The 259-nt window shown below is 70.3% G+C and carries 1 protein-coding gene; it reads left to right on the top strand.

Annotation, left to right across the window (positions count from 1 at the left end):
• Positions 1-118 precede the first annotated feature (118 nt).
• On the top strand, positions 119-259 hold a 141-nt coding region (locus HG542_RS34220; protein ID WP_171088337.1), incomplete at its 3' end, for a 1-deoxy-D-xylulose-5-phosphate synthase N-terminal domain-containing protein.

The raw sequence follows: 259 nt of genomic DNA, 5'->3' as shown, positions 1-259 counted from the left end.
CGATGAAGCTCGCCGAGCAGATGGAGACACAGGGCACCGCCTCCGGGCCGCCCGCCGTCACCGTGGTCTGAGCGGGGAGCCCGAACGAGCAAGGCCGACAGAGGAGGAGGGGGCCGCCGTGTCGTTGCTGGAGAACATCCGCAGTCCGCGGGATCTGAAGGCGCTGGACACCGAGGACCTGACCGAACTCGCCGAGGAGATCCGCCACTTCCTGGTCCACGCCGTGGCCAGGACCGGCGGGCACCTCGGCCCCAACCTG

Origin of the sequence: Streptomyces morookaense, from assembly GCF_013030945.1 — a bacterium.
Classification (GTDB): domain Bacteria; phylum Actinomycetota; class Actinomycetes; order Streptomycetales; family Streptomycetaceae; genus Streptomyces; species Streptomyces morookaensis.
The sequence above is the reverse complement of the archived record's forward strand: the minus strand, read 5'-3'. Positions and strand labels throughout refer to the sequence as shown.